Source organism: Pseudogemmobacter bohemicus, assembly GCF_003290025.1.
GTDB lineage: Bacteria > Pseudomonadota > Alphaproteobacteria > Rhodobacterales > Rhodobacteraceae > Pseudogemmobacter > Pseudogemmobacter bohemicus.
Genome location: NZ_QNHG01000001.1, coordinates 778,171 through 797,850 on the forward strand (window position 1 = coordinate 778,171; position 19,680 = coordinate 797,850).

Annotated in this window: 19 protein-coding genes and 1 tRNA gene; 9 read left to right on the forward strand and 11 right to left on the reverse strand. The window is 62.5% G+C overall.

Translation table 11 applies throughout. The features are described from left to right. Positions 1-140 precede the first annotated feature (140 nt). From DRF71_RS03720 to DRF71_RS03730, 3 genes are all read right to left on the reverse strand, one after another. Entirely contained in the window at positions 141-962 is an 822-nt protein-coding gene (locus DRF71_RS03720) for a hypothetical protein (protein WP_157970916.1), read from the reverse strand. A 102-nt stretch (positions 963-1,064) separates the two neighbouring features. Further along, entirely contained in the window at positions 1,065-1,379 is a 315-nt protein-coding gene (locus tag DRF71_RS03725; RefSeq protein WP_112309209.1) for a hypothetical protein, read from the reverse strand. Further along, the gene (locus DRF71_RS03730; RefSeq protein WP_112309210.1) at positions 1,364-2,017 is read right to left on the reverse strand and encodes a hypothetical protein; all 654 of its coding nucleotides are present in this window, start codon (positions 2,015-2,017) and stop codon (positions 1,364-1,366) included. Before DRF71_RS03730 ends, DRF71_RS03725 begins: the two co-directional genes overlap by 16 nt. A gap of 149 nt (positions 2,018-2,166) precedes the next feature. On the opposite strand from DRF71_RS03730, the gene DRF71_RS03735 reads away from it, so the two are divergent. Further along, positions 2,167-2,559, forward strand: a complete 393-nt coding sequence (locus DRF71_RS03735; protein ID WP_112309211.1) for a hypothetical protein — start codon at positions 2,167-2,169, stop codon at positions 2,557-2,559. Between the two features lie 1,154 nt (positions 2,560-3,713). Here DRF71_RS03735 and DRF71_RS03740 read toward each other — a convergent pair. Both DRF71_RS03740 and DRF71_RS03745 read right to left on the reverse strand, forming a co-directional pair. Continuing rightward, positions 3,714-3,788: transfer RNA gene (locus tag DRF71_RS03740), tRNA-Asn, on the reverse strand. 80 nt (positions 3,789-3,868) lie between these two features. Continuing rightward, positions 3,869-4,777 carry an MBL fold metallo-hydrolase gene (locus DRF71_RS03745; RefSeq protein WP_112309212.1) on the reverse strand — a complete coding sequence of 303 codons (909 nt, stop codon included), beginning with the start codon at positions 4,775-4,777 and terminating at the stop codon, positions 3,869-3,871. 16 nt (positions 4,778-4,793) lie between these two features. Between DRF71_RS03745 and DRF71_RS03750 the strand changes: the two genes are divergently transcribed. The 6 genes from DRF71_RS03750 to DRF71_RS03775 all read left to right on the forward strand — a co-directional run bounded on the left by DRF71_RS03750 (position 4,794) and on the right by DRF71_RS03775 (position 9,866). Further along, positions 4,794-6,116, forward strand: coding sequence for an ATP-binding protein (locus DRF71_RS03750; protein ID WP_112309213.1), 1,323 nt, complete (start codon positions 4,794-4,796; stop codon positions 6,114-6,116). A gap of 122 nt (positions 6,117-6,238) precedes the next feature. Beyond that, positions 6,239-6,871: an ATP-dependent Clp protease proteolytic subunit gene (locus DRF71_RS03755; protein ID WP_112309214.1), complete on the forward strand. Its 633-nt coding sequence runs from the start codon at positions 6,239-6,241 to the stop codon at positions 6,869-6,871. A gap of 185 nt (positions 6,872-7,056) precedes the next feature. Continuing rightward, entirely contained in the window at positions 7,057-8,322 is a 1,266-nt protein-coding gene (gene clpX / locus DRF71_RS03760) for an ATP-dependent Clp protease ATP-binding subunit ClpX (RefSeq protein WP_112309965.1), read from the forward strand. 215 nt (positions 8,323-8,537) lie between these two features. Beyond that, positions 8,538-8,915 carry an NADH:ubiquinone oxidoreductase subunit NDUFA12 gene (locus tag DRF71_RS03765; protein ID WP_112309215.1) on the forward strand — a complete coding sequence of 126 codons (378 nt, stop codon included), beginning with the start codon at positions 8,538-8,540 and terminating at the stop codon, positions 8,913-8,915. Positions 8,916-8,955: 40 nt separating this feature from the next. Then, complete coding sequence (mlaD, locus tag DRF71_RS03770) at positions 8,956-9,447, forward strand: outer membrane lipid asymmetry maintenance protein MlaD (protein WP_112309216.1); 492 nt, start codon at positions 8,956-8,958, stop codon at positions 9,445-9,447. Then, positions 9,447-9,866 (forward strand): DUF2155 domain-containing protein, encoded by a 420-nt coding sequence (locus DRF71_RS03775; protein WP_112309217.1) that lies wholly within the window; start codon positions 9,447-9,449, stop codon positions 9,864-9,866. Before mlaD ends, DRF71_RS03775 begins: the two co-directional genes overlap by 1 nt. Here DRF71_RS03775 and aat read toward each other — a convergent pair. Genes aat through accB form a run of 3 tightly spaced genes read right to left on the reverse strand, consistent with a single transcriptional unit; the run spans position 9,806 to position 12,315 of the window. Then, complete coding sequence (aat, locus tag DRF71_RS03780; protein ID WP_112309218.1) at positions 9,806-10,453, reverse strand: leucyl/phenylalanyl-tRNA--protein transferase; 648 nt, start codon at positions 10,451-10,453, stop codon at positions 9,806-9,808. The two genes, DRF71_RS03775 and aat, sit on opposite strands and share 61 nt — an antisense overlap. Before the next feature lie 6 nt (positions 10,454-10,459). Then, complete coding sequence (accC, locus tag DRF71_RS03785) at positions 10,460-11,815, reverse strand: acetyl-CoA carboxylase biotin carboxylase subunit (RefSeq protein ID WP_112309219.1); 1,356 nt, start codon at positions 11,813-11,815, stop codon at positions 10,460-10,462. 8 nt (positions 11,816-11,823) lie between these two features. Next, the gene (gene accB / locus DRF71_RS03790) at positions 11,824-12,315 is read right to left on the reverse strand and encodes an acetyl-CoA carboxylase biotin carboxyl carrier protein (RefSeq protein WP_112309220.1); all 492 of its coding nucleotides are present in this window, start codon (positions 12,313-12,315) and stop codon (positions 11,824-11,826) included. A gap of 1,696 nt (positions 12,316-14,011) precedes the next feature. On the opposite strand from accB, the gene DRF71_RS03795 reads away from it, so the two are divergent. Beyond that, positions 14,012-14,548: a DedA family protein gene (locus DRF71_RS03795; RefSeq protein ID WP_112309221.1), complete on the forward strand. Its 537-nt coding sequence runs from the start codon at positions 14,012-14,014 to the stop codon at positions 14,546-14,548. A gap of 246 nt (positions 14,549-14,794) precedes the next feature. Here DRF71_RS03795 and DRF71_RS03805 read toward each other — a convergent pair whose 3' ends face one another. Next, a complete protein-coding gene (locus tag DRF71_RS03805) occupies positions 14,795-15,247 on the reverse strand; it encodes a hypothetical protein (RefSeq protein WP_112309223.1) in 453 nt (150 codons plus the stop codon). Between the two features lie 140 nt (positions 15,248-15,387). Between DRF71_RS03805 and DRF71_RS03810 the strand changes: the two genes are divergently transcribed. Further along, entirely contained in the window at positions 15,388-15,792 is a 405-nt protein-coding gene (locus tag DRF71_RS03810) for a SufE family protein (protein ID WP_112309224.1), read from the forward strand. A gap of 55 nt (positions 15,793-15,847) precedes the next feature. Here DRF71_RS03810 and DRF71_RS03815 read toward each other — a convergent pair whose 3' ends face one another. Further along, positions 15,848-17,644, reverse strand: a complete 1,797-nt coding sequence (locus tag DRF71_RS03815; RefSeq protein WP_112309225.1) for an aminopeptidase P family protein — start codon at positions 17,642-17,644, stop codon at positions 15,848-15,850. 69 nt (positions 17,645-17,713) lie between these two features. Next, positions 17,714-19,582 (reverse strand): cobaltochelatase subunit CobT, encoded by a 1,869-nt coding sequence (cobT, locus tag DRF71_RS03820; protein ID WP_112309226.1) that lies wholly within the window; start codon positions 19,580-19,582, stop codon positions 17,714-17,716. Positions 19,583-19,680 lie beyond the last annotated feature (98 nt).

Sequence of the window (19,680 nt, forward strand, 5' to 3'; positions counted from 1 at the left end):
ACCCCCGTCACGCCAAGCCGCCCCGCACACGCGCTGTAACCTGTATTACAGCGCGTTCTGCGTTCGCTGCGCAGTGGGCGCGTCGATGCGAGACAGCGCGTATGGGGCGGTATTTTTGGGGCTGCGAGCGGCGTCGATGCTCACTCACATTTTTGGTCAGAATAGCCTTCTGGCCGACCGATGTATCTGGTGTTTGTGTCCAGCAAGGGAAGCTCTACGGCGTCGAAGGCGTTAATCATTCGGGTTTCGACAAAGGTTTTTCCGGCCTCACCCATTGGCCCGTGATAATAATACGATAACGACTTTGTCTCTCCGGGTTCAATGCCGCCGGAAACAGAAAAAGAACCGTCATCTTTATTGATTGGAACCGATCTTCCTTCTTGCTTCACGACATACTCAAACTGAACCCCGCTGATAGCAAAGGCGAGATTGTTTTTAATATCGAATTCCAGATTGTTCGAGTAGTCACCCTTCTCTACTCGAATATTGGAGACCACAATCCTATCATTCAAGCAATTCTGCTGATCCAAGAGATTGTCTTTGTTTTCTTGGTTTTCTATTTCAGCGATTTCGTCTGCTATAGCTTTTGATACTTCTTGAGAGGAAATCAGAGTTGCCTTCGCCTTCACCTCTTCGATTGTGACGCCGGACATCCATACGCTCATGCCATCATAGAATTTATCGCCAAGCTGGCCCATAGCCATGAATTGGGGCAACCCCGGCTCGGCGGCACCAGTCACAGGGTGTCTCTCCATAAGGATTGCCAGCAGGGCTTTCCCAAATGCTTCCTTGTCAGCCTGAGGCATGTCGCTTGTTGCGTCCTTCACTGACTCCTGCATCGCTTCTATGGATGAAAAGTCCAGGTCGCCGCTGCCGCCCCACAGCCAAGCCATTGCAGGGCTGGAAAAAATCAATGATGCAACGAGTGTAATTGCGGCGGATTTCTTGGAAAATATCGACATGCTTATGCGTCCCGGCTGTTATCTTGCCATGGTGCGTTCGCATGGGATTGTGGCATTTGCGGGCAGAAAGGGTGGCGCGTCTCGGGATTGTTTCCTAGGTTGTCACGCCATCAGGGCGACCACCGGGTTGCGGGGGTTTTCCTCGCCCGCGACCGGGAGCGAATAGAACTGCTCAACGCTGCTGAGGATGACCCGCATGTGTTCCTCGCTGACGGGCTGCGGGACGGTGCGGCACATGCGCTTCACGCCGTTGACGCGATAGGTCAGCTCCCCCGCCCATGTCCAGCAGCTTGCCTGACGGCAGTGGTGGGCCATGTCGTCATAGAGCGCCCGCCACTTGTCGAAAGCGGCTTGAGCTTCGGGGGTCAGCTTCGGCTCGTAGGCCGCGAAGTCGAGTTTGATCACTTGGAGAGCCATGTCGCGTCCTTGTCATAGATGCCGAGGTGTTCGACCATCGTGAAACGGCCAGTCGGGGAATAGTTGGAGGGATCGTCCCGAGAAAAGATCAGCGGTTCGGTCTGCATCATCGTCTTGAGAGCGTTATGGAGCAGCACCGTGTGGGTCTCGTCGCTGGCTCCGGCCCCAAACCGCTTCACGGCCAAGGGGAGCGCCCGCTTCACCACTGTGGACGCCTTCACGGCCTTATTCTGCGCAAGCAGGGCGTCAAGGATGCAGCCCGGATACGAATTGTACCGATCAAGGGGATCGACAGCGCGGCCGTAATCAAGCGGCTGCATCGTGTCGCCTGTCTCTGGCTTCCACAGGTAGGCATGAAACTTGATCGTTCCGGCCCGACCGTCAAAGGCATAGATCAGCGCATGATCCAGCCCGTGGGTGTCAGGGTGTTCTTGGCAGTATCGCCACATGCTGCCCAAGGCATCGTGAAACTCTTCGGTGGAGTACCAAAGCCGCCCGTCGAGCAGGTTAGATTGCGGCATATTTTCAATCGCGGATGGGCCATACCATTGTATGCCGCCCATCAATCGAAAGTGCGCGGCGGAATGGTCGAGCGTAACCCGGAACTGGTGTTCTTCAATTTTGACGCCGCTTGCCATATTCAATTCCCCTGATTGCGACGATGTTAATTGACCCACCCATATCGTTCAAACGGTAATTTCGACATATCCTGGTGATTAAGATTGTGGGAGATTGTGCAAATGTCGACTTTGCGTATAATCGGGTGAATTACGATTGCGAGGGCGATATGAACGATCAGGACGAGGAGCGGATTATTGCTGGCCTGACGCTTCGGGCTAAAGGCGGTGACGTTGACGCCGCCAAGCTGCTGTTTGTCGAAAAGGGCAAACGTATCCGACCTATCAGGTTTCAGGAGTGCCAGACACTCGACGAACTCAAGAATGAGTTTGAAAGCTATATGGGCATGGAGAATGTGACCCATGCTGAATCCGATCACGCGACCAAAGCGTTTGATCGGCTTTTCAAGTTGATCACCGCTCGGGACACATCTCGCAAGCAGGCCGAGGCGGCATTGATCAATACTTCCGGCCTGTTGCTCGTTCCGATGGCTGATCCGCTCAATTGGGAGGTCATGGCCGAGAAATCTCAGGCCGCGCTCAAGGAGCACGCTCGGACGTAGCGCGAAGCGTTAATGGCATCCACAGTGTGGATGGCGCAAAGATCAGGGGGCTTCGGCCTCCTTTTTCATGGCAGATCGGGCTTAACGAGAAAATGGTTCATGGGCAAGATGGCGCGGAATTGAGGTAGTGTTGCGCAACGCATAACGAATAAAGCCGTATCACGAAGATAACGAATAAGTGCCCAGATGCCCTATGTGCCGACCCTGTTAGAGATTCCATAATGTCAAAATCTAACACAGAACCCATTGATTTTAATGATCGAATTAGTGGTTTTTCGATTTGTTAGACTTTGTTCGGAACCCTATTTTATTTTTTCACCACCTCTATTTTTCCTATATTTAATAATTCCAATCTAACAATCTTACAGAATTGATTATATTGAGATATTTTCGATAGGATTATTATGGGATTGTTAGAAAGGTGCAAGAGGGCTGGTTTCAAGGCTGGTTTTGCTGTTAGCCCTATGCGGGTCCGACCTGACTTCCCTGTATCGCTCAAGGCCCGATCAGCCGCACGGCCCGCATGTGGGCGCTGAGGGGGTGGGCGTGATGCGATGCGCGGGGGCATGCTTGATCGTCGTCGGCGTGGGAGAGGTGCGGTGCTGCCGTGCGTCTCGATGCAGGGCGAGGGACGCGCGTTCGCGCGTGAGGGCCGTGCGCTGTGTGTCGTGCATCGTCGTCGCGCTGTGACGCGGATTTGCGCGCGTGTCGTGGGGCGTCGCATGTCGTGCGTCATGCGAACGTCAACGCCGCTGCAATCCAGGTATCACGTCATATCTGATTCTGGCGGTCGGCTGTCTGCTTGACTGTCCGCTGTGCCGAATCCGATTGTTTCGACCTTTGGTGGTGCGGGGCGCTCGGTGGTCGTGTATGATCGAGGCAGGCTGATGCGACCCGAGGCCCCCCCTAGGTAGGTGGGGGCGGGGGCAGGCCCTCCCCGGATACTCGACTTACATATGCGGCGGTTTTTCGTCCGGGTTTTCTGCTGGTTCAGGATTTTCGTAGACAGAACAGCGTCTTACGGGGTGTCTGACCGGGCCGTGCCGCCACCTGTGGCCGCTCCCGAATGTCTGCTATATGTCTGACTGACCTTGAAATGATACGGGGTGGCGTTTCCGCCACCCCTGTAACTCTTTGAAATCTTTTAGGATTTCTGGCTCCGGCGGTAGGGATCGAACCTACGACCAATTGATTAACAGTCAACTGCTCTACCGCTGAGCTACGCCGGAACACGGGGCGGTGTATAGCCAGAGGATATCGGGGCGGCAAGAGGCAAAACCGGCAAAAGGGGGGAAATTGTTACCTGGCTTCATCGCGCCGTTACCAGGGGGGTGGGGCCGGGCCATTGCGTGGTTCGCACCATGTCGCGGCTGGTCAGATCTGCGATATGGGCCAGAAGATTGCGTCTTGCGGCGGGCCAGAGGGCTTCATTCGTATCGGCATAGACGATGGGCAGCAGGTCGTCGGGGCTCATCCCGGGGGCGGTCAGCGCGGCGAGGATTTTCGCCTCACGCTGACGGCGGTGGTTGATCAGGGCGTCGATTCTGGCGGTGGAATCGGTGATCACCGCGCCATGAGCGGGGATGAGGCAGGTCCAGGCCTCATCCCGCAGCCGATAGAGCGAATCCATATAGGCCCCCATATCGCCATCGGGCAGGGAAACGAGGCTCGGGGCCCAGGCCATGACCTGATCGCCGCAGAAAAGCGCACCGCGCCAGGCGAAGCTCAGATGTTCGGCGCTGTGGCCGGGCGTGTACAGCGCGCGAAACTCTTCCTGGCCAACCTGGAAGACCTCGCCATCCCGGCGGCGGATATCCGGGGCGAAGGCGCGGTCGAGCCCTTCGCCTCCCGTGAAACCCGCTTCCGCCAGCGCCTGCATCGCCTCTGAGCGACCCGATCCGGCGGGGCCAAAGCCGATGACCGGGGCGCCGGTGGCCGCAGCCAGCGCCGGCACCAGGGCCGAGTGATCAAGATGGGGATGGGTCACGAGGATCGCCTCGATTCGCTCGCCCGGGGCGAGGGCGGCGAGAACAGCCTCCAGATGCGCGGGCAAAGCCGGGCCGGGGTCGATCACGGTGACAGCGCCCTGACCCACCAGCCAGGTCGTGGTGCCCGGGCCGGTGAGTGGCCCGGGATTATCGGCCAGAACCCGGCGCAGCGGCAGCGAGGTCAGGTGTTCCGGCAGCTCAGGCTCCGGCTTTTCTTCCGGGACGGACATGTCTAGCCTCTTTCGCATGATCACATTGAAACATCTGCTTCCGCGCGGGATCTATGGCAGGGCCGCCCTGATCCTGGTGCTGCCCATCGTCATCATTCAGCTTGTGGTGTCCATGGCTTTCATCCAGCGCCATTATGAGGGGGTGACGCGGCAGATGACCGGCGGTGTGGCGCTGGATCTGGCCTTTCTGTTGCGCGAATTCGAGGCCGGAACCACGCCGGAGGCGGCGCTGGCGCGGGCTGAGGCGGTGGGTGGGCCGCTGCAGATCACCGTGAGTTTTCCGCCGGGGCCTCAGGCGCCGGTCAGCGATACGGTCTCGATGCTGGATTTCTCGGGGCGGGCGATTGTCGAGACGCTGCATGCCGATATCCCGGCGATGCGCGCCGCCGATGCCTCGGGCGATGACCGGATCGTGCGCACAAGGATCACGACCGCATTCGGGGATATCCAGGCCGATATCGCGCGGCGGCGGATGTCGGCGACCAATCCGCATCAGCTTTTGGTGCTGATGGTGCTGACCTCGGTGCTGATGACGGTGATCGCGTTCTTCTTCCTGCGCCGGCAGCTCAGGCCGATCGCGAAACTCGCCGAGGCGGCCGAGGCATTCGGACGGGGGGAGCGGGTCGCCTACCGGCCGCGTGGCGCGCTTGAGGTGCGGGCGGCGGGTCGCGCTTTTCTGGAAATGCGCGACCGGATCGAGCGGCAGATCGAACAGCGGATGCTGATGCTGTCGGGGGTCAGCCATGATCTGCGCACGCCGCTGACCCGGATGCGGCTGGCGCTGTCACTGATGCCTGAGGATGAGGACAGCCGCGATCTCCAGGCCGATGTGATCCAGATGGAGCGGCTGGTCGATGAGTTCCTCGCTTTCGTGCGCGGCGATGCGACCGAGGGCGAAGAGGACTGCGACCCTGCGGAAATCGCGGCCGAGGTGATCCAGGCGGCAAGGCGCGGTGGCGGCGCCGTGGCGGATCTTGTGGTGACCGGATCGCGCCGGCGGGCGAAGCTGCGCGTCCAGGGGGTGCATCGTGCGCTGGAAAACCTGGTGGCCAACGCGTTGCGCCATGGATCGCAGGCCCGGGTCAGTGTGAATTTCGCCCCGCAAAACCTTGTTTTCGCGGTGGAAGACAATGGGCCGGGAATCCCCGAGGCCGAGCGCGAGAAAGCGGTGCAGCCCTTTACCCGGCTGGGGAGCGAGCGCGACCCGAACCGGGGGGGCGGTGTGGGGCTCGGCCTGTCGATCACCGCCGATATTGCTGCAAGCCATGGCGGCGCGCTCTGGCTGGGGACCAGCCGGGAGCTGGGCGGGCTGCGTGCCGAGATGCGGCTCCGGCGCTGAGCGGGCAGGCTCCGGCGGGGGGAAACTGGGCGGCCTCCCTTGCAGCCCCTCTTTCGCATGACTAAGATTCCGGAAACTTTCCGGCAGTAACACAGATTTCGAACCGAAGAGGCAGGCCCCCGATGCGCGATCCCGTTGAGCACTATATGAACACGCTGGTCCCCATGGTCGTCGAACAGACGAGCCGGGGCGAGCGCGCCTATGACATCTATTCGCGCATGCTGAAGGAGCGGATCATCTTCCTCTCCGGCCCGGTGCATGACGGCATGTCCTCGCTGATCTGCGCGCAGCTTCTGTTCCTTGAGGCGGAGAACCCGACCAAGGAAATCTCGATGTATATCAACAGCCCCGGCGGCGTGGTGACCTCGGGTCTCTCGATCTATGACACGATGCAATATATTCGCCCCAAGGTCTCGACGCTGGTGATCGGTCAGGCGGCCTCGATGGGGTCCCTGCTGTTGCAGGCGGGTGAAAAGGGCATGCGTTTCAGCCTGCCGAATTCCTCGGTGATGGTGCACCAGCCTTCGGGCGGCTACCAGGGCCAGGCGACCGATATCCTGATTCACGCCCGCAACACCGAGCGGCTGAAACGGCGCCTGAACGAGATCTATGTCAAACATACCGGCAATGACCTCGCCACCGTCGAGGCTGCGCTGGAGCGCGACAACTTTATGACCGCCGAAGAGGCCAAGGCCTGGGGGCTGATCGACGAGATCGTCTCCGAGCGTGGCAAGGCCGACGATCTGAGCAAGTGAGAATCGGGCACTGTCCGTGGCACGGCAGGGTCATGCCCTGCCGTGACCGCAGAATGACAGTGTTGTGAAGATTGGCCCCGGCGCGGGCAATCCTCGGGCGATTTGGCGTTGTGGAGGTTTCGGACCTGTCCTAGACTTCCGGGGAAATGGCCGTGATCATTCGCGGCGACTGCAAAGGGTTACGCATGGCCACCAATTCGGGCGACAGCAAGAACACGCTTTACTGCTCGTTCTGCGGCAAAAGCCAGCATGAGGTCCGCAAGCTGATCGCCGGGCCCACCGTGTTCATCTGCGATGAATGCGTCGAGCTTTGCATGGATATCATCCGCGAAGAGACCAAGACTTCGGGGCTGAAAACGGGCGAGGGCGTGCCGACGCCGCGCGAGATCTGTAAGGTTCTGGACGATTATGTCGTCGGCCAGGCCCATGCGAAACGCGTGCTCTCGGTCGCGGTCCACAACCATTACAAGCGGCTGAATCACTCGTCGAAACAGGATATCGAACTCTCGAAATCCAACATCCTGCTGATCGGCCCGACCGGCACCGGCAAGACGTTGCTGGCGCAGACGCTGGCACGGATTCTGGATGTGCCGTTTACGATGGCGGATGCGACCACGCTGACCGAGGCCGGCTATGTTGGTGAGGATGTCGAGAATATCATCCTGAAACTGTTGCAGGCGTCGGAATACAATGTCGAGCGCGCGCAGCGCGGCATCGTCTATATCGACGAGGTCGATAAAATTACGCGTAAATCGGATAATCCCTCGATCACCCGCGACGTCTCGGGCGAGGGGGTGCAGCAGGCGCTCCTGAAGATCATGGAGGGCACCGTGGCTTCGGTGCCGCCGCAGGGCGGACGCAAGCATCCGCAGCAGGAATTCCTGCAGGTGGATACGACCAATATTCTCTTCATCTGCGGCGGCGCTTTCGCCGGGCTGGACCGGATCATTGCGCAGCGCGGCAAAGGCTCGGGCATTGGTTTTGGGGCTGCGGTGAAAGGGCCGGATGAGCGGGGCGTCGGGGAGCTTTTCAAAGAGCTGGAGCCGGAAGACCTGCTGAAATTCGGTCTGATCCCGGAATTTGTCGGCCGTCTGCCGGTGGTGGCGACGCTGGAAGATCTGGACGAGTCGGCGCTGATCACCATTCTGACCGAGCCGAAAAACGCGCTGGTGAAACAGTATCAGCGCCTGTTCGAGATCGAGAATGTGAAGCTGACCTTCACCACCGAGGCGCTTTCGGCGATTGCGCAGCGGGCGATCAAGCGCAAGACCGGTGCGCGTGGTCTGCGTTCGATCATGGAGGATATCCTGCTTGATACCATGTTCGAGCTTCCTGGCATGGAAGGCGTGCAGGAGGTTGTGGTAAATGAGGAGGTCGTGGGCGGCAAGGCGGTGCCTTTGCTGGTCCATACCGAGGCGCCCAGCAAGAAGAAACAGGCCGCCAGCGCCTGAGGCACTGGTCGGTGATTTTAAAGGGGCGTGCCGGGGACGGCGCGCCCTTTTTCTATGCTGCGGCTGTCGCAGCTGCGGAAGCCTCCGGCGGGGATATTTAAAGACAGATGAAAGGCGGAACAGTGCAGCTGAGGGGGAGGACGGCGCGCTGGCTCTGGACCTTTGGCTTTGGCTGGGTCATATGGGGAAGCGAAGATATGCCCGGAGAAACAGGTATGAAGAAGTTCCTGCTCAGCTTTCTGACCTGGTGGAACAGCGAGACGCTGAACACGCGGTTCTTTACCTGGAGAAACGGGGTGAAGGTGGGCGAAGACGATCAGGGTAACGTGTTCTACCAGTCGAAAGACGGCAAGAAACGCTGGGTCATCTTCAACGGTGAGATGGAGGCGAGCCGGGTTTCGCCCGACTGGCATGGCTGGCTGCATCACACCTGGGAAAAGCCGCCGACCGAGGCGCCGCTGGCCCATAAATCCTGGGAGAAGCCGCATCACGAGAATCTCTCTGGCTCGGATCTGGCCTATGCGCCGCCCGGCTCGATCCGGCGGGGCGTGCCGGCAGAGCGCAAGGATTACGAGGCATGGGCGCCCGAATGAGCGGCTTCGGAATGAGCGGCGCTGAAACGAGGTCTGCGGCATGAGTCATTCTGTTGCCGAAGTGCTGACCGGCGCGGCTGTGCTGGTCGTAGGGATCGGTTTCGCCGTCTGGGCCGCCGACAGCGCCGGGCGCGGGTTCGGCACGACGAAGACCTATCCGCTGACGGCCTCCTTCCGCGCGGTCGACGGGATCCAGGTCGGATCGGATGTGCGGCTTGCCGGGCTGAAGGTCGGCACCATCACCAAGCTTGAGCTGAACCCGACCACCTTCTTTGCAGATGCCACCATCGCGATGCAGGAGGGAATCCAGCTGCCCAGCGATTCCGCTATCCTGATCTCGCAGGACGGTCTTCTTGGCGGCAATTATGTCGAGATTCAGCCCGGTGGCATGGATGATGTGCTGGGGCCGGGCGATGAGATCGAGGATACCCAGGGCTCGGTCTCGCTGATCTCTCTGCTGATGAAATTCGTGGGCGGCTCGTCTTCGGACAGTTCTTCTGCGGGCGCCGCCGCTCCGGTGGATGGCGGCTGATGCTGCGGCCGGCGCTGATCGCGGTCTCGCTTTGCCTTTCCGGCGCAGCCGGGGCCCAGGGATTTTCCGAGGGTGAGGGGGCCGAGATCCGCTGGCTCGATACGCTGACCGGGCGCAGCGGCGATCTGGAACTGTCGCGCGGCCAGGCGGCGACCAATGGCCGGCTGACCATCCAGCTGAACCAGTGCCGCTATCCAAGTGACAACCCGGCTGCAGAGGCCGAGGCGCATCTGACCATTCTCGATTCCAGTCGTCAGGACCCGGTTTTCTCGGGCTGGATGCTGGCGTCGAGCCCGGCGCTTTCGGCGATGGATCACCCTCGTTACGATGTCTGGGTGCTGCGCTGCATCGTGCCGGGTTACAAGCCGCCGGAAACCGTCGATACGCCGGAAGAAACCGAAAGCGGCGAGGCCGAATAGCCTTCGGGGGAAAAGCTGGCCTCGACCGCCAGCGCCGCGCGCAGGCGCGTGTGGTAGGCTGCCCTCGCGATCTCGATACCGCCAAGGCTTGCCAGATGTGGCGTGATGAATTGCGTATCCAGCAGCTGATAGCCGCCCGCCCGCAGGCGGTGAACCAGATAGGCCAGCGCCAGTTTCGATGCATCGGTCCGGCGCGAGAACATGCTTTCGCCGAAAAACGCGGCCCCGATGCTGACGCCGTAAACACCGCCGATCAGCGTCTCACCGTCACGCACCTCAAGGCTATGGGCGAAACCCATGCCATGCAGCGCTTCGTATAGGGCGAGGATCTGCGGGTTGATCCAGGTTTCCTCGCGATCGGCGCAGGCGAGGACGGTGGCGCGGAAATCCTCATTCACCGAGACCCGCCAGGGCGCGCGGCGGATGCTCCGCGAGAGGCTGCGCGAGATATGGAACCCATCCAGCGGCAGGATCCCGCGGCGGCGTGGATCGACCCAGTGGATCTGGGGATCGTCGCGCGACTCCGCCATGGGAAAAACTCCCGCCGCATAGGCGTGCAGCAGGAGTTCCGGGGTAATCGCCGACATCGGGGATCAGTCGCGTGGGGCCAACTGGGCCGCGAGCCATTTCTCCAGCCAGTGGATGTTGTAATCCCCGCTCTGGATATCGGGCTCGTTGAGCAGCGCCTCGAACAGCGGCACCGTGGTCTCGATCCCGTCTACGACCAGCTCACCCAGAGCGCGGCGCAGACGGGCCAGCGCTTCGGGACGGTCGCGGCCATGCACGATCAGCTTGCCGATCAGGCTGTCGTAATAGGGCGGGATCGAATAGCCGCCATACAGTGCCGAATCCATCCGCACGCCAAGGCCACCCGGCGCGTGGAAGGTCTTTACCCGACCGGGAGAAGGGGTGAAATTCGGCAGTTTCTCGGCATTGATCCGCACCTCGATGGCGTGGCCGTTCACTTCCAGATCCTGCTGGCGGAAGCTCATCGGCAGGCCGGCGGCGACGCGGATCTGTTCGCGGACAAGATCGACGCCATAGATGAATTCGGTCACCGGGTGCTCGACCTGGAGGCGGGTATTCATCTCGATGAAGTAGAATTTGCCATCCTCATAGAGGAACTCGATGGTGCCGGCGCCGATATAGTTGATCTTTGCCACCGCATCGGCGCAGACCTTGCCGATCTCGGCGCGCAGTTTCGGCGTGATCACCGGGCCGGGCGCTTCTTCGAACACCTTCTGGTGGCGGCGTTGCAGCGAGCAGTCGCGCTCCCCCAGATGGACCGCATTCCCCTTGCCGTCACCGAAGACCTGGATCTCGATATGACGCGGTTTTTGCAGATATTTCTCGATATAAACCTCATCATTCCCGAAGGCGGCTTTTGCCTCCGAGCGCGCGGTGCGGAAGGCGATCTCAAGATCGGCCTCGGAGAGGGCGGTCTTCATACCGCGCCCGCCGCCGCCGGCCGTGGCCTTGATGATCACCGGATAGCCGATCTCTTTCGCCACGCGCTGCGCGGTTTCATAATCCGGCACGCCGCCATCCGAGCCGGGAACCACCGGGATCCCCAGTTCTTTCGCGGTCTCTTTCGCGGTGATCTTGTCGCCCATGATGCGGATATGCTGGGCGGTCGGACCGATAAAGGTGATGCCGTGATCTTCCAGCGCCTGGGCGAAATCGGCATTTTCCGACAGGAACCCATAGCCAGGATGCACGGCCTGGGCGCCGGAAATCTCGCAGGCCGAGATCACCGCCGCCTTGTTCAGATACGAGCCCGAAGAGGCCGCCGGCCCGATACAGACGGATTCGTCCGCCAGCCGCACATGCATCGCATCGGTATCGGCGGTGGAATGCACCGCGACCGAGCGGATGCCCATTTCGCGACAGGCCCGGATCACGCGCAGCGCAATCTCGCCCCGGTTGGCGATCAGGAGTTTCTCAAACATCCCTGACCTCACTCGATGATCATCAGGGGCGCGCCATATTCGACGGGGGCGCCGTCATCGACGACGATGCGCTTCACCGTGCCGGATTTCGGCGCCGGGATGTGGTTCATCGTTTTCATTGCCTCGATGATCAGAAGGGTCTGACCCTCTTTGACCTGGGCGCCAACGGTGACGAAGGCGGCGGCGCCGGGTTCGGCGGCAAGGTAGACCGTGCCGACCATCGGCGAGGTAACGGCGCCCGGGTGCTGGCTCGGGTCTTCCGACACCACGGGTGCGGCAGCAGCCGCAGGGGCAAGAGCAGCCGGGGCGGCGGCGTAGACCGGCGCCGGGGCAGCGATGGCGGTGGTCACGATATTGGCCTGTTTGACGACCTTGACCTCAAGGCTGTCATCTTCGCCATATTCGCGTTTGACGGCGATCTCCGTCAGCTCGTTCTTGTTCAAAAGCTCGGCCAGGGCCGAGATGAATGCGACGTCTGCGTCGGAAGAATGTTTGCTCATGCCGTCCTCTGATGGCGTTTCATCGCCTGTTGACTTTGTTGCACCTGGTTGAACGGCGCGGATATGGGCGCGGCTGGCAGCGCGCACAAGGCCCCGTTTCTGCTGATCCCCGCTTATAGGGCAGGCTCTCCCCGGAGAAAAGCGCCGATCCATCCGCTGCGCAAATGCCGGTTTTTCTGGCGGGAAACGGGCAGGGGAGGCCGAAGGACCGGGGCAGGGCGGCATCTGGATTTGTTCATCTGGTGATGTCCGGCCCCATAAGACGCCGAAAACCGGAAATGCGGGCCGATAAGTGCCCGGATCCCAATGGCGCGGTCTTGCACGAAGAGTGGCCCGCCGACCGCCGGCATCGTATCGGGTGGTTTGCCGGCCCGGATTTATGATCGCAATTTTCCTGATCCTGCGCCGCCGTCCGGGATCCATGAGGCGGCGGGCCAGATCATTGTTACCGGATCGCTGTTCCTTTTGCCGGGACGCGCTCTGTATGACGGGCTGTCCGACCCTGATCCGTCATCCGCCGGATCGCGACCGCCACGCCCGAGCTTCCGGCTGGAACCATATGCGTGCAGAGCATTTCCGGCGGCCTGCGCGTCTGCCTCTGTCAGAGGGAGAGCGGGCGGGAAGGCGCCTCTGTCCACGGCGGTCGAGGGGAAACCGGCAGAATTCGGCCTTTTGCAGTGTTTCTCCAGCGGTTTTTCCATGGCGAAGCGGCATGCCGTTACCCGTGACGGGGGCGCTGGCATGGGGCGGCGTGGCCGATGCGGGCTGAACGAACAGGGTATCGCCAGCCATAAAACGTCCGCAGGTTTCGCCCGGGCCGGGCGTGACTGAATTCTGCAGATCGGCGGCATTGAGTGGTGGTGCAGGGCGCAGGCAGGCCGCGATAGCGCGCTGACCGCGCCGCGACAGGAGTGTGATGCGATCTTTCGCGGCATCGGGGCGCAGGGGGGATGCCATACGGTCGGCGGAGCGGATCCTGTAGCTGTCGCCCATGCCGTCGGTTTCATCGCGTCCTTGCGGCAGGCGGGGTGATCCCCCGGTCCTGCCGGGGGGAGGGCGATGTGGGGGGAGATCGGCGGCGGCATGACAGTGGTGCGGTTGCGGCTGCCCGGGAGGGCTGACTGCCACCATCCTCTGCGGCCTGGAGAGGGTGCCGGCTTCCGCCCATGAACGGGAGCCCGCAGCCGCCAAGGCGTTCGAATCATCCCTGTTGCCGAACCTTTTGCGGGGGAGCGGCGAGATCCGCGCCGAGGCGGTCGAACTCGCCTGTGCCGAAGAGGGGAGGGGCGGCTGAAACACCTGCCCGGGACCTTATCGCTGAGGGCAGGTCGGGGCTGTGCCACCCGCCAGCGTTTTAACGGGGTTCCCGAAGGAAGAGGTCTCTGGCGGCAGGATCAACCCCGCCCGGCCAGTGGCCGGGATGGCGACGACCGCACAGCGGGTGGCGCAGATCCTGGCGTTACTGCCCTGGCCGAAGGGGGCGATGTCGCGACCTTGATCCTGCGGCAGTTTTCGGGCCTGCGAAGATGCCCGCGCCGGGGTATAGCCACGCCGATTTTGCCCGGGACCGGTCCTGGTTCCGGTCCCGGTTCCGGAGGGTTCACGCGAAGTTTCGGTAACAGCAGCAACGCCGAGGTGCTTCTGTCTTGCCCTGGGGCGACTTCTCGTCCAAAGGTCTCTCATATTGCGAGGGCTTATGACGGATCTGATCAACCAGGTAATCGACTTTATCGAGCGCCATCATGCGTTTGCGCCCTGGATCATGCTGATCTTCGCGGCGGCCGAGACCACGGCCTTTCTGTCGATCCTGATCCCGTCGACCGCGATCATGGTGGCGGTGGGCGCCTTCGCGGCCAATGGCGTGCTGGATTTTACCGCGCTCTGGATCGGCGCCTCGATCGGCGCGATGATCGGGTCGTTCTTTTCCTACTGGCTGGGCTGGCGCTACGGCGCGGCGATCCTGAAGATGCGGCCGATGCGCGACCATCCGGAATGGAAGGTTCAGGCGAACAAGGCCTTTCTCAGCTGGGGGCCGGTGACGATCTTTGCCGGCCATTTCGCCACCGTGCTGCGCCCCGTCGTGTTCCTGATGGCGGGGATGAGCGGCATGACCCTGCCGCGTTTTGCCTTCTGGAACATTCTTGGCTGCATCGCCTGGGCCGGGATCGTGCTGAAATTCGGCGAGGTCGGCGGCTGGGTCATCAGCTGGGCCTGGGGCTGGCTTTTCGGCTGAAGTGCCGCTTTGGTTCTGCGCGTGGTGCGGGGGGGCGATATCGTGCAGATCACGCCCTCACCGATCCGGAGCAGCTGCGCAGGTCAATCGCCAATGCAGAAGGTCCCGACCAGCCTCTGGGTGCGGTCGCAGCCTGAGGCGTCTGTCGGGATCCCGCCGGAGGAGAGGTCAGGACCGTCATCTTCGCCATCTGGCGCTTGATCTGTGCGCTGGAGGAAATGCTGACAGCCGAGCGGGGTAAAACCCTCAGCGCCCGGCTGAGCGCGCATCATTCGCGCCCTGGACCACGATCGAGCGCACATTCGCCAGCTTGATATTCGACAGATGCAGCGCCACCGTCACCTCGCGCGAGCGCTGCGTGTTGACGGCTTTGTCTTCAAAGGGGGGCGAGATGCGGAAATCCAGGACCAGTACGCCGTCCTGGGTCACGGGTTGCGCCACCAGCTCTGCTTCCCACCAGCCCTGGGTCGGGGTCAGCCCGGTGGCGCGTACGATGGCACCCGAAGAGACCTGCTCGACCTTCATGTCGAGCACGGTCTGCACCCGCTCGCGGCGGTCCTGCGGCTTCTCGTCAATCACGACTTTCTCCGCCGGCTCTGACCTTCCGAACCAGTTGAACGGGTTCAGGCGGCTGTCGCGCAGTCCGCCACAGGCGGCAAGCGTCAACAAAAGGCAAACAGCGGTGGCTTTGCGGATCATCCGTCATTCTCCATCTTCCGCCCCTTCGGTAGCGCGAAAGCGGCGCTTTGAAAAGGCAGAGCAGCGCAACCTTGCCCATTCAGCGCTCTGGACCTCTGGCGCGCCCGGGGCTAGGCCAGTCTGACAGAAGGAGAACCGCCATGGCCACGCCCGCTTTCGAGGAAATCGCCGAGACCCTGGAATTCCTGGAGGACTGGGAGGAGCGCTATCGCCATGTGATCGAGCTGGGCAAGGCGATGCCGGCGCTGGAGGCGAGTTTCCACGTTCCCGCCTATAAGGTCGAGGGCTGCGCGAGCCAGGTCTGGCTGCGCCCGCAGATCACGCCGGAGAGGTTCGATTTCCAGGGCGACTCGGATGCGATGATCGTGCGCGGGCTGATCGCCATCCTGCACGCGCTTTATGCCGGTCTGACGCCGGCCGAGGTGCTGCGTGTCGATGCGCTGGCCGAGTTCGGCCGGATAGGGCTGAAAGAGAATCTCTCTGCACAGCGCTCGAACGGGCTGCGCGCAATGGTCGAGCGCATCCGCCATCTGGCGGCTGCCTGATCAGGACTGGCTGATCAGAACTGGCTGATCAGAACTGGTCAGCCAGGCTGTCAGATCAGAGCGGCGCACAAGCCGCGCTGAGCCAGGCAAGCGTCTCGCCCGAAACGCGCGGTCCGATCAACGCCAGAACCCGGGCGTGATACTGGTCTAGCCAGGCGCGCTCCTCTGCCGACATCTGGCCGGCAAGGATCAGCCTGCGGTCAAACGGCACCCAGGTCAGGGTGCCAAAGCACAGCTGATCGCGATTGTCGCCAAGCGCCGGCGCCTCTTCGACCAGGATCAGGTTTTCCAGCCGGATGCCAAACGCCCCCTCGCGGTAATAGCCGGGCTCGTTCGAGAGGATCATCCCTGGCTCCAGCGCCACTTCCGAGATGCGGGAAATCCGCTGCGGCCCCTCATGCACCGAGAGGAACACACCGACGCCATGGCCGGTGCCGTGATTGTAATCCAGCCCGCGTGACCAGAGGAATTGCCGCGCCAGCGGGTCGAGATCGCGTCCTGACAGCCTACGCGGCCAACGCGCGCGCGACACCGCGATCATGCCGCGCAGAACGGCGGTATAGCAGTCGCGGGCCTCTTCTCCGGGATCGCCAATCGCGATGGTGCGGGTGATATCGGTGGTGCCATCCTGGTATTGCGCGCCGGAATCGACCAGCAGCAGCTCGCCGTTTTGCAAACTGCGGTCGGTCTCTTCGGTCACCCGGTAATGGATGATCGCGCCATCCGGGCCGGCACCGCAGATGGTATCAAAGCTGATATCATGCAGAAGATTGGTCGCACGGCGGAAATCCTCCAGCGCTTTCACCACCGCGATTTCGGTCAGATCACCCGGCGCCTCGCGGTCAAGCCAGGCAAGGAAATTACAGACCGCCGCGCCATCCCTCAGATGCGCCTCGCGCGTCGAGGCGATCTCGGCGGCATTCTTGCGCGCCTTCGGCAGGATACAGGGATCCTCGCCCCAGGCCACAGTGATCCCGGCCGCAGCCAGCACCTGGCTGATCGCCAGCGGCGCGGTGTTGCGATCGACCCGCACCGGGCCTTCCAGCGCTGCCAGCGCCGGCACCAGGTCTTCCACCGGCCGGATGGTGACCTGCTTGCCCAGTTCCGCACGAAGCTGAGCAGGGAATTTCGCGTCAGCGGCAAACAGCGTCACCGCGCCGGTATCCGAGAGGATGGCAAAGCCCTGCACGACCGGGTTGCGCGCCACATCACCGCCCCGGATATTCAGAAGCCAGCAAAGAGAATCAGGCAGGGTGATCACGGCGGCACGTTGCCCCGCCACCTGCAGCACCTTTGCCAGCCGCTGGCGCTTGTTGCCGGCAGTTTCGCCCGCCAGCGCCTCGGGCCGGATAAAGGCCACACTCAGCGGCGGCGCCGGCCGGTCGGTCCAGATCCGCGCCACCAGATCGCCGCTCTCGTGCAATGAGATGCCGCCTGCCGCCAGCCCGGCCGAGAGCCGCGCGATTTCATCGGCGGTATGCAGCCAGGGATCAAACCCGACCATATCTCCCGCCGCCAGATGCCGCAGGATCCAGGGCGCCGGCAGCTCTTCCGGCCAGGCGACCGGCGTAAAGGCCGCAAGATCGACCTGAGATTTCACCTGCACCCGGTAACGCCCGTCGATAAAAACCCCCGCAACCTCCGGCAGCGCGATGCAGAACCCGGCTGATCCGGTGAAACCCGTCAGCCAGGCCAGCCGCGCATCGCAATCGGCGACATATTCCCCCTGATGCGCATCGGCGCGCGGCACGATGAAGCCCGAAAGCCCCTCCGCCGCCATCACTGCGCGCAACGCAGCCAACCGCCCCTGACCCTCTTCCGGCGAGGCCGGATTGTCGAAGCTCTGGAACATCGGGGAAGCCCCTTTCATCTGTCTGTAAATATCCCGGGGGAGGCCGAAGGCCGTGGGGGCAGCGCCCCCTTACCCCGATTTCCGCATACCCGCCCGTTTGGCAGCCCGCGGATCCTTGTCAAACAGCCCCGCCAGCTGCTCGGTCATCGCCCCCGCCAGCTGCTCGACATCGGTGATCGTCACCGCGCGCTGATAATAGCGCGTCACATCATGGCCGATGCCGATCGCGATCAGCTCGACCGCGCGGCGTTTCTCGACCATCGCAATCACATCGCGCAGATGTTTTTCCAGGAACGAGGCCGGGTTCACCGACAGGGTCGAATCATCCACCGGCGCCCCGTCCGAGATCACCATCAGGATCCGCCGCGCCTCAGGCCGCGCCAGCATCCGGCGATGCGCCCATTCCAGCGCCTCACCGTCGATGTTCTCCTTAAGGAGGCCCTCTTTCATCATCAGGCCCAGATTGGGCCGCACCCGACGCCAGGGCGCATCGGCGCTTTTATAGATGATATGGCGCAGATCATTCAGCCGCCCCGGCTGCTGAGGCCGCCCCTCGGCCAGCCATTTCTCACGGCTCTGCCCGCCCTTCCAGGCCCGGGTGGTGAAGCCGAGGATCTCGGTCTTGACCTGGCAGCGCTCCAGCGTACGCGCCAGCACATCGGCGCAGATTGCCGCGATGGAGATCGGCCGCCCACGCATCGACCCCGAATTGTCGATCAACAGCGTCACCACCGTATCGCGGAACTCGGTATCCTTTTCCCATTTGAACGACAAAGGCGTGGTCGGGTTGGCGACAACCCGCGCCAGACGCCCGGCATCCAGCACACCTTCCTCAAGATCAAACAGCCATGAGCGGTTCTGCTGCGCCTGCAAGCGCCGCTGCAATTTGTTCGCCAGCCGCCCCACCGCCCCTTTCAGCGGGTCCAGCTGCTGGTCGAGATAGGCGCGCAGCCGCTCCAGCTCGGCCGGCTCCGCCAGTTCCTCGGCGCGGATTTCCTCGTCGAACCGGGTGGTGAAGACAGTGTAATTCGGATCGGCATCGGAATGGGGGGCAGGGGGCGGCGGCTCCAGCGGAGCCTCACCCTCGGGCATCTCGGTCTCATCGCCGAGCTCCATCTCGGCATTGTCCTCCATCTGGACCTGCGCCTGGGATTCGTCCTGCTGCTCTTCCTGGCTGCGCTCGGGGGAGGCCTCGGCCTCTTCGCCCTGCTCCTCCTCGCCTTCCTGGTTTTCGGGGCTTTCCTGATCCTCTTCCGCCTCGTCGCCAGCCTCGTCATCCTCGGGGCGATCCGGGTCATCGCCCAGCTGGTCGCCATAACCTAGATCCTGGATCACCTTGCGCGCCAGCCGCGCGAAAGCCGACTGATCCGAGAGCACATCATCAAGCGTCTCCAGCGTGCCGCCGGCCTGGTCCTCGATAAATCCGCGCCAGAGGTTCATCACATTCTCGGCGCTCGCCGGCAATTTGCGCCCGGTGGCAAGCGCGCGGACCAGATAGCCCGCAGCGACCGGCAAAGGCGCGTCCTGGGCCGAGGTGATCTGGGAATAGCCCTTGCGATCCGCCTCCTGGGCGATTTTCGCGTCGATATTGGTGGCTGTGCCGGGCATCACGCGGGCGCCCATCGCCTCGCAGCGCGCGGTCTCCATCGCGTCATAAATATCGCGTGCGAGCTGCCCGACCGGCGCATATTTCGCCGAGGTCGCCTCGTCATGGAACTTCCTGCGCATCGCGAAAGCGTCGGCGGTGCCGCGCGCCAGCAGCACCTCGTCGCGCGTCATGCGTCGCGAGACCTGGGGCAGGCGCACCCCGTCACGGTTCATGCCCGGCGGATCGACCGAATAGGAGACCGACATCTCCGGATCGTCGGCCAGCACTTTCGTGGCCTCGGCCAGGGCTTTCTTGAAGGGATCGGCGGGATTGTCGGCGGGTTTGCTCATGGGTCGACCCTGTCACCGGCGCTGGTGGAGATGCAAGGGAAATGCCGCTGGCCGGGTAGGGGGGCTGTCTGCCCCCCGGTCCGCTGCGCGGCCCTCCC

Excerpts from the sequence above, each read along its gene's own strand:
- DRF71_RS03720 (WP_157970916.1), bottom strand. The coding sequence starts at position 962 with ATGTCGATATTTTCCAAGAAATCCGCCGCAATTACACTCGTTGCATCA.
- DRF71_RS03725 (WP_112309209.1), bottom strand. The coding sequence starts at position 1,379 with ATGGCTCTCCAAGTGATCAAACTCGACTTCGCGGCCTACGAGCCGAAG.
- DRF71_RS03730 (WP_112309210.1), bottom strand. The coding sequence starts at position 2,017 with ATGGCAAGCGGCGTCAAAATTGAAGAACACCAGTTCCGGGTTACGCTC.
- DRF71_RS03735 (WP_112309211.1), top strand. The coding sequence starts at position 2,167 with ATGAACGATCAGGACGAGGAGCGGATTATTGCTGGCCTGACGCTTCGG.
- DRF71_RS03745 (WP_112309212.1), bottom strand. The coding sequence starts at position 4,777 with ATGTCCGTCCCGGAAGAAAAGCCGGAGCCTGAGCTGCCGGAACACCTG.
- DRF71_RS03750 (WP_112309213.1), top strand. The coding sequence starts at position 4,794 with ATGATCACATTGAAACATCTGCTTCCGCGCGGGATCTATGGCAGGGCC.
- DRF71_RS03755 (WP_112309214.1), top strand. The coding sequence starts at position 6,239 with ATGCGCGATCCCGTTGAGCACTATATGAACACGCTGGTCCCCATGGTC.
- clpX (WP_112309965.1), top strand. The coding sequence starts at position 7,057 with ATGGCCACCAATTCGGGCGACAGCAAGAACACGCTTTACTGCTCGTTC.
- DRF71_RS03765 (WP_112309215.1), top strand. The coding sequence starts at position 8,538 with ATGAAGAAGTTCCTGCTCAGCTTTCTGACCTGGTGGAACAGCGAGACG.
- mlaD (WP_112309216.1), top strand. The coding sequence starts at position 8,956 with ATGAGTCATTCTGTTGCCGAAGTGCTGACCGGCGCGGCTGTGCTGGTC.
- DRF71_RS03775 (WP_112309217.1), top strand. The coding sequence starts at position 9,447 with ATGCTGCGGCCGGCGCTGATCGCGGTCTCGCTTTGCCTTTCCGGCGCA.
- aat (WP_112309218.1), bottom strand. The coding sequence starts at position 10,453 with ATGTCGGCGATTACCCCGGAACTCCTGCTGCACGCCTATGCGGCGGGA.
- accC (WP_112309219.1), bottom strand. The coding sequence starts at position 11,815 with ATGTTTGAGAAACTCCTGATCGCCAACCGGGGCGAGATTGCGCTGCGC.
- accB (WP_112309220.1), bottom strand. The coding sequence starts at position 12,315 with ATGAGCAAACATTCTTCCGACGCAGACGTCGCATTCATCTCGGCCCTG.
- DRF71_RS03795 (WP_112309221.1), top strand. The coding sequence starts at position 14,012 with ATGACGGATCTGATCAACCAGGTAATCGACTTTATCGAGCGCCATCAT.
- DRF71_RS03805 (WP_112309223.1), bottom strand. The coding sequence starts at position 15,247 with ATGATCCGCAAAGCCACCGCTGTTTGCCTTTTGTTGACGCTTGCCGCC.
- DRF71_RS03810 (WP_112309224.1), top strand. The coding sequence starts at position 15,388 with ATGGCCACGCCCGCTTTCGAGGAAATCGCCGAGACCCTGGAATTCCTG.
- DRF71_RS03815 (WP_112309225.1), bottom strand. The coding sequence starts at position 17,644 with ATGTTCCAGAGCTTCGACAATCCGGCCTCGCCGGAAGAGGGTCAGGGG.
- cobT (WP_112309226.1), bottom strand. The coding sequence starts at position 19,582 with ATGAGCAAACCCGCCGACAATCCCGCCGATCCCTTCAAGAAAGCCCTG.